Source organism: Acetobacterium sp. K1/6, from assembly GCF_034438075.1.
GTDB classification, from domain to species: Bacteria; Bacillota; Clostridia; order Eubacteriales; family Eubacteriaceae; genus Acetobacterium; species Acetobacterium carbinolicum.
The window spans coordinates 122,218-128,955 of the sequence record NZ_JAXQGA010000010.1; the positions used below are offsets into that span (position 1 = coordinate 122,218).

Sequence of the window (6,738 nt, forward strand, 5' to 3'; positions counted from 1 at the left end):
ATTTAGTGAAGAATTTCTCAATAACTAAACGTATGACATTTGTTTTTGCATTTATGTTCTCAATAACATTATTTTGTTTAAGTGCATGTGTTTTGTATAGCGTTGAGTTGTATCAATTCTTTTCTGCGCATAATGATATTGAAACTACAAAAAAATACATACTCACTGATAGTATTAAACTATCAGACTTAGAGAAGGGTGAAGCGCTTTATTCTAGAAAGGATATTTTAGTTGAAATTAGGAACAAAGATGGCATATTGTTTAAGACCACTGCATTCATTGACGGCATAGAACACTCATTGATTCCATATGATCGAATAATAGTAAAAGAACTTGATGATGAAGATTTTTTAATTGAAAAAACTAAATGTATCATTCAGGATATCACATATGACGCCATAATAATTAAAGATTTACATGATGAAAAAGTCTTTCTAAAAATTTTATTCAGTATTTTAGCTTTGGTAGATCTCATTGGCATAATGATTGCGTTGATATCAGGGTACATTTTTGCCAAGAAGGCTTTGAAACCTATTGATATTATTATAAAAACCTCAAAAAAGATTTCATCTAAAGGATTGTCAGAAAGGATACCTTTGCCAGAATGTCGAGATGAACTTTATGAACTTTCATTAGTTCTGAATAATATGGCAGATAAACTTGAATGCATATTTAATAAACAAGCTCAATTTGTATCAGATGCTTCTCATGAGTTAAAGACGCCATTGGCTGCAATTATAGGACATGCAAGTCTAATTTCAAGATGGGGAAAAGATGATCGAGAGGTATTAGAAAAGTCAATATTAGCTATTACAACAGAAGCTGAATATATGGAAAATTTAATTACAAAGCTTTTATATTTAGCAAAAATTGACAATGAAAAGGCAGTGAGGATTGAGCAGTTTAATTTGTCAGAATTAATAACTACAATTTACAATGATATTTCCGTATGTCATGAAAATTTCGAAATTACATGTGCATGTGAGCCTAATGTACAAATCAATACTGACAAGGCGATGACAAAGCAGCTGATTCTTATATTACTGGATAATGCATTGAAATTCACAGATTCAAATGGCACCATAGCGATTAACTGCATTAGTAACGATGATAAAGTTGTTTTAGAAATTATTGATTCAGGTTGTGGAATGAGTGAGAATGAGCTTGCATTAATATTTGATCGTTTTTACACAAATGACAAAGCAAGAAATAGGACTTCTAGTGGCAATGGTCTTGGATTATCAATTGCTAAAGAAATTTGTGAACTTCTAAGTTTAGAAATCAAAGTTTCCTCAATACTTAATGAAGGTAGTAAATTTCAATTGATTTTCCCCAAACTTTAATCTGTTTTTCATTTTTAAAAATTACAATTAGATCATTAAATTGATTGAGGGTGATTTTATGAAAACAGAATTTGATCAAAAGAGCATTGTTAAATTTATAGTTCTTGTATGTACGGGTGTACTATTAATGACAATTGCATGGAATTATGGACCTTGGATTATTGAGAATGCAAAGCAACCAGAAAAGATTAGAGAATATCTACTTTCTTTCGGAAATTTTGGTTTTCTAATCTATGTTTTGATCCAAGCAGTGCATGTACTTGTGGTAGTAATACCAGGGGATCTGTTTAATATTTGTGGAGGGTACATTTACGGAACACCAATTGGATTTGTTCTATCAATTGTAGGCATTATGTTAGGCTCAATAACAGCATTTTACTTATCAAGATTTTTGGGATACGATTTTATCGCAAAATTTGTAGAAAAGGATAAAATTGATAAAATTAGTAAAATGTTAAATTCGACACAGGGGATGATAGGAACCTTCATAATTTGCTTAGTTCCTTTTATTCCAAAAGATCTAATGATGTATATAGCTGGATTAACACCAATAAAACCATCTAGACTTTTTATTATTTATGGAATTTCCAGAATTCCAGGTACTATTATCTGGGTAAGCGTTGGTGCAAACATGTATTCAAAAGATATATTTGGAATTGCTATAACAATAATTGGGTTAATTGCTTTTGCGTCATTGACATATATCCTTCGGAAAATATATAAACGTAAAAGTGAAGAGTTTTTCTGGAGTATTATTTGATTGTGATGTACTTCATTACGGTTTGACTTTTAGTCATTAGATTACAGAATATAAATAAGAAAAAATGGAGATATGTGATGACAATTGAAATAATAAAAGCCATCCTATTAGGTATTGTTGAAGGAATAACGGAGTGGTTACCAATCAGTAGTACGGGTCACATGATATTGGTTGAAGAATTTATACAGTTAAATATGTCTGAGGCATTCAAAGAGATGTTTTTCGTTGTAATTCAACTGGGTGCTATATTGGCTGTTGCACTTCTCTATTTTAATAAACTAAATCCATTTAGTTCAACAAAAACTGAACAAGAGAAAATCAATACATTCAATATTTGGTTTAAAGTTTTGATTGGCGTTATCCCCGCAGGCGTTATAGGAGTTGTGTTTGGAGATTGGCTAAATGATAACTTATACAATTACCAAACGGTTGCTATTACATTAATTTTGTATGGTGTATTATTTATAATAATTGAAAATCGAAATAGGAGCAAGGTTAGCAAAATAGTAGATTTTGATACTTTAAGTTTTAAGACAGCATTCTTAATTGGGTGTTTTCAAGTCCTTTCTCTTGTCCCAGGAACTTCTAGGTCAGGAGCAACAATTCTTGGTGGAATCATTTTAGGTACGTCTAGAAGTATCGCCGCAGAATTTTCATTTTTTCTATCAATTCCAGTTATGTTTGGTGCAAGTTTATTGAAGATTGTTAAGTTTGGTTTTAACTTTACAAACACAGAGTTCATAGTCTTAGTGACGGGTATGCTAACAGCATTTTTAGTGTCTATTATTGCAATTCAATTCTTACTAAAATATATAAAAAATCATGATTTTAAGGTCTTTGGATGGTATAGAATTGTGTTAGGAGCAATCGTGTCTATTATATTTTGGTTTCAAGTAAATTGATGTTGTGGTTGAAGGGAAGTGTGAGCATGTACTGGTATCGAGATAAAATATTTCCAATGATGATGAAGAAAAATATTGGGAAAAAATCGATTTTAGAACTTCGGAAAAAGATATTATCTGATGCTAAAGGAGAGATATTGGAAATTGGTATTGGTGAGGGAACAAATCTTACATTATATCCCGAGCATGTAGATCAGATTACTGCAGTAGATAACTACATTAGAAAACTTGACAGCTCTAATATCAATGTGAATTTAGTATTTGCAAGTGCAGATTTTCTACCATTTAATGATAATTCATTTGATACTGTTGTATCAACGTTTGTACTTTGCAGTGTAGAAAATTTGAACAAGGTTCTTGCTGAGATTTACCGTGTATTGAAACCGGGTGGGCAATTTATTTTTTTAGAACATGGAAAAGCTAAAGGTAAATTGACGAGTATGATTCAAAATATGTTCAACCCGTTCTACAACATATTTGCTTATGGCTGTAATATTAATAGACAGTATAAATATGAGATAGTACAGTGTGGTTTTAAACTATTAAAATTTGAATGCGAGAAGGCTGATATATATCCACGAGTGTTGACTGGTTATGTATATACAGGTAATGTGAATAAACCGGAGAAAATGGAGAAATTTGATGGATAGATTTATACTTTCAATATCTATGCATAAAAGCAAAAAATATTTTTGTGAGAAATATGGTCACGATTGGTTTAATAATTTTAGAAAATTATCCTTCAGGTATTTTGATGATATTGTTCCAAATATCCCGAGTATAGGGAAAAGTGTTTTCTCAATGAATTATAAGTTTGCACCTGGTCCTATGTCAAGATTTAGTACAAATTAAAATGAGAAATTTAATACTGACATTTTAACCTGCTATTCGTAAATTTTCGTTTTGCATTTTAACAAAAAGTTTTTCAAAATTATCCGGCGACATATAATCGCAATGACTATGGATGCGCATTGTATTATAAAATGTTTCCAGATATTCAAAGATCAGCCGGTAAGCATGGTTATAATCAAGGATTTTAAAACGATTGAGCCATTCGCGTTTAATGATGGCATGAAAGGATTCAAGGCAGGCATTATCCCAGGGATAGGCCTTTTTCGAGTAACTTCGCTGCATTTTTACCGTTGCTTTCTGGTATTCTTTTGAAACATATTGACTGCCCCGATCACTGTGAATGATCAAGGGATGTTGATTGTCAAGTAAAATTGACCCACTTTTTCGTTTAAATTTGACCCACCTTAGTATTGATGGTTAATGGCTCAGTTTACCATGTGAATTCTGATTTTTACACTGTAAATTGACCCACCTGCTAGTGAGTAACAACCCGATAGCCGGCACTTTTTAATGAAGTCTGGTCGATGATCATCGTTTTTGATAATGAGTCAAGTGAGATGTATCTGCTTAACTCCAGCAAACGATCACCCAGCAGTTCCTGAATCAGTTTTTCCATATCGGCTGGCCGACTATCGATCAGCTGTTTTTCTGCTGTTTGAACGCGCTGAGGAACCACGGGCGAACAGAGCTCTTCGATACTCATAAAAAGATGATCAGCCTCGGTTAGCGCGTTGATCAGATAACAATCCCGCTCGGGATCGTATTGAAATCGCGGATCTTTATCGATTCTTTTTCTTGTAAAATAGGGGTTTTTCACACCATACTGATTGCGCAGAAGATCATATGCAGCCGTACGGCCTTCATCATTGTATACCTGAACAACGTCGATTAATGCTTCATTACTTACCTTTGACATGTTTACACTCCTGTCTATATGAAATACCAACCATCGGTTTATCCGATGCCAAGGCTTCTGTTAACACTGTTTTTTGACCCTTTGACACGATAGCTGTCACCTGTTATACTAAGCACATGACAGTGGTGGAGCACTCGGTCAAGAATCGCCGTTGCAGCCAGCTGTCCAGTAAACAGTTCGTCCCACTTGCCCATTGGCAGGTTGGTCGTAATAATGAGGGAGCTTTTTTCGTATCGTTGGCGGATGATCTGGAAAAATAGGCTCTCTCTTTCTTTGTCCATTTTTATGTAGGATAATTCATCAATAATCAATAGTTCAATCCGATTCAGTTTTTCAAGTGTTTCGGACAGTTTTCCACTTAACATTTCAGCATGAAGCGTATCGACGAGTTCCTTTGCATTGACAAACAGAACGCTTCGACCCGCATGACAGGCATTGACACCGATTCCGGTTGCAATCATGCTTTTTCCGACCCCAGGCGGTCCAATGACAATGATGTTTTCATGATTATCTAAAAAATGTAATCCTCCCAATGCTTCAATCTTTTCTTTGTCTAGCGTATCATTAAAATCATAATCAATCTCACCAAGCGTTGCCGATAATTCAAAGCGGGCATTGCCTAAAAGCTTTCCCGTACGACGGGCATTTTTTCCTTCTTCCTCAACAGAAAGCAGCCGTATCAGAAAATCCCGATACCCCATGGAACTCATTTCCGCTTCGGCAATAAGATCCGGATACTGCTCGCGCATATCAACAAGTTTGAACTGTTTCATTTTAGCCTCGATATAAGTCTCCGATTCGGTTACTGCCTGTTGCACGATCGTACCTCCATTACATTGATTTCATAATAACTGCAGTCTCTTATCAGCAGAGCATCCTCATCCTGACAAACGGCTTCCTCATTGGGAACCGGCGTCTCCATTCCCATCAAACGCTGTCCGCTATTGTAATCCCGCAAGAGCGCGCGGAATGACTTGATATCCATCTTATCTTCCACAACGGCAATTCCGATAAAATGGTTTAAGACATGGTCGTCATAAAGTTCCTGCAGTTCCATGATCTTTCTGGCATAATGCGTCGGCTGATCAAACTTTCTTCCGGCGGCTTCCAGATAGTGATACCCGTTGCTGAATCTTTCCGTAAAATCTCTGCGAATCTGGGGGATGGAGGTGCTGACTTTTTTGGCGATCGCTTCATAATGATCCAGATTGGTCACAACGTCATGTTTCTTATCCGAGACTTCAAAACGCAGGATCAGGTTTTCTTTTTGATCATAGAGTTCGGCTCTGAATCCGTAAACGATTCGAAACCATACCGTTTTTCCCACATATTTCACCGGGACGCTGTATTTATTGCCATTAATGCTGATGTAACTGTCCGGACTGACAATGCGCTTTTGTAGCGTCTTTGTAGAATAATGGGATTTTGGCAGCGGTTGTAATAATTGTTTTTCTTCCAACAGATAGTGCTGGTTTGGAATCCGTTGTGTTGTCGTGTGTTTTTCATCGCACCACTCATCGATAAATTTTTTCCCGCGGTCGTTAAGTTCATCCATGGTTGCAAAAGTATTACCTTTAATAAACTGCTCTTCAATATAATTGAACGGTCGCTCGATTTTGCCTTTTTTACGGGGCCAATAACAGGGACATGCATTCAGCTCAGTTCCCAGATGTTTGGCCATCATCAGAGCCTGGGGATTGTACCGGACTTCCTCCTCGGATTTTGGATCATTTGTGATCACCAGTGCTTTGGGATTGTCAATCAGCAGCTCAAGGGTGACGCCGCCAAGATCATCATACAATTCCTGAATGGCTTCATAGATTGCCGGGCCATCCACTTTCATTGAAAAGCAGACTGCTTTTTTTCTTGATGCTGCCAGAATCATTGCAAAACAATAGATCTTGCGATATCGGCCGCCAATAACGACTTCGTATTCTGTCCAATCGAACTGCGCCTGATCACCTG

The 6,738-nt window shown here is 35.9% G+C and carries 8 protein-coding genes; 4 read left to right on the top strand and 4 right to left on the bottom strand.

What is annotated here, in order from left to right; all coding sequences use genetic code 11:
- Positions 1-5: 5 nt before the first annotated feature.
- The 4 genes from U2P91_RS10910 (at position 6) to U2P91_RS10925 (ending at position 3,655) form a co-directional block, all read left to right on the top strand.
- A complete protein-coding gene (locus U2P91_RS10910) occupies positions 6-1,343 on the top strand; it encodes a sensor histidine kinase (protein ID WP_242988711.1) in 1,338 nt (445 codons plus the stop codon).
- 58 nt (positions 1,344-1,401) lie between these two features.
- Complete coding sequence (locus tag U2P91_RS10915; RefSeq protein ID WP_111888604.1) at positions 1,402-2,103, top strand: TVP38/TMEM64 family protein; 702 nt, start codon at positions 1,402-1,404, stop codon at positions 2,101-2,103.
- A gap of 74 nt (positions 2,104-2,177) precedes the next feature.
- Entirely contained in the window at positions 2,178-3,005 is an 828-nt protein-coding gene (locus U2P91_RS10920; protein ID WP_204355404.1) for an undecaprenyl-diphosphate phosphatase, read from the top strand.
- Positions 3,006-3,031: 26 nt separating this feature from the next.
- Positions 3,032-3,655 carry a class I SAM-dependent methyltransferase gene (locus U2P91_RS10925; protein WP_162624514.1) on the top strand — a complete coding sequence of 208 codons (624 nt, stop codon included), beginning with the start codon at positions 3,032-3,034 and terminating at the stop codon, positions 3,653-3,655.
- Between the two features lie 226 nt (positions 3,656-3,881).
- Here the strand turns inward: U2P91_RS10925 and U2P91_RS10930 are convergent, their stop codons facing one another.
- The 4 genes from U2P91_RS10930 to U2P91_RS10945 all read right to left on the bottom strand — a co-directional run.
- Entirely contained in the window at positions 3,882-4,205 is a 324-nt protein-coding gene (locus U2P91_RS10930; RefSeq protein WP_322519607.1) for an integrase core domain-containing protein, read from the bottom strand.
- Between the two features lie 127 nt (positions 4,206-4,332).
- The gene (locus tag U2P91_RS10935) at positions 4,333-4,773 is read right to left on the bottom strand and encodes a hypothetical protein (protein ID WP_322519608.1); all 441 of its coding nucleotides are present in this window, start codon (positions 4,771-4,773) and stop codon (positions 4,333-4,335) included.
- Between the two features lie 38 nt (positions 4,774-4,811).
- On the bottom strand, positions 4,812-5,591 hold the full coding sequence (istB, locus tag U2P91_RS10940; RefSeq protein WP_322519609.1) for an IS21-like element helper ATPase IstB: 780 nt from the start codon (positions 5,589-5,591) through the stop codon (positions 4,812-4,814).
- The coding region (locus tag U2P91_RS10945) for a Mu transposase domain-containing protein (RefSeq protein ID WP_322519610.1) at positions 5,576-6,738 on the bottom strand (1,163 nt) is incomplete at its 5' end. The genes istB and U2P91_RS10945, both read right to left, overlap by 16 nt.

Excerpts from the sequence above, each read along its gene's own strand:
- U2P91_RS10915 (WP_111888604.1), top strand. The coding sequence starts at position 1,402 with ATGAAAACAGAATTTGATCAAAAGAGCATTGTTAAATTTATAGTTCTT.
- U2P91_RS10925 (WP_162624514.1), top strand. The coding sequence starts at position 3,032 with ATGTACTGGTATCGAGATAAAATATTTCCAATGATGATGAAGAAAAAT.
- U2P91_RS10935 (WP_322519608.1), bottom strand. The coding sequence starts at position 4,773 with ATGTCAAAGGTAAGTAATGAAGCATTAATCGACGTTGTTCAGGTATAC.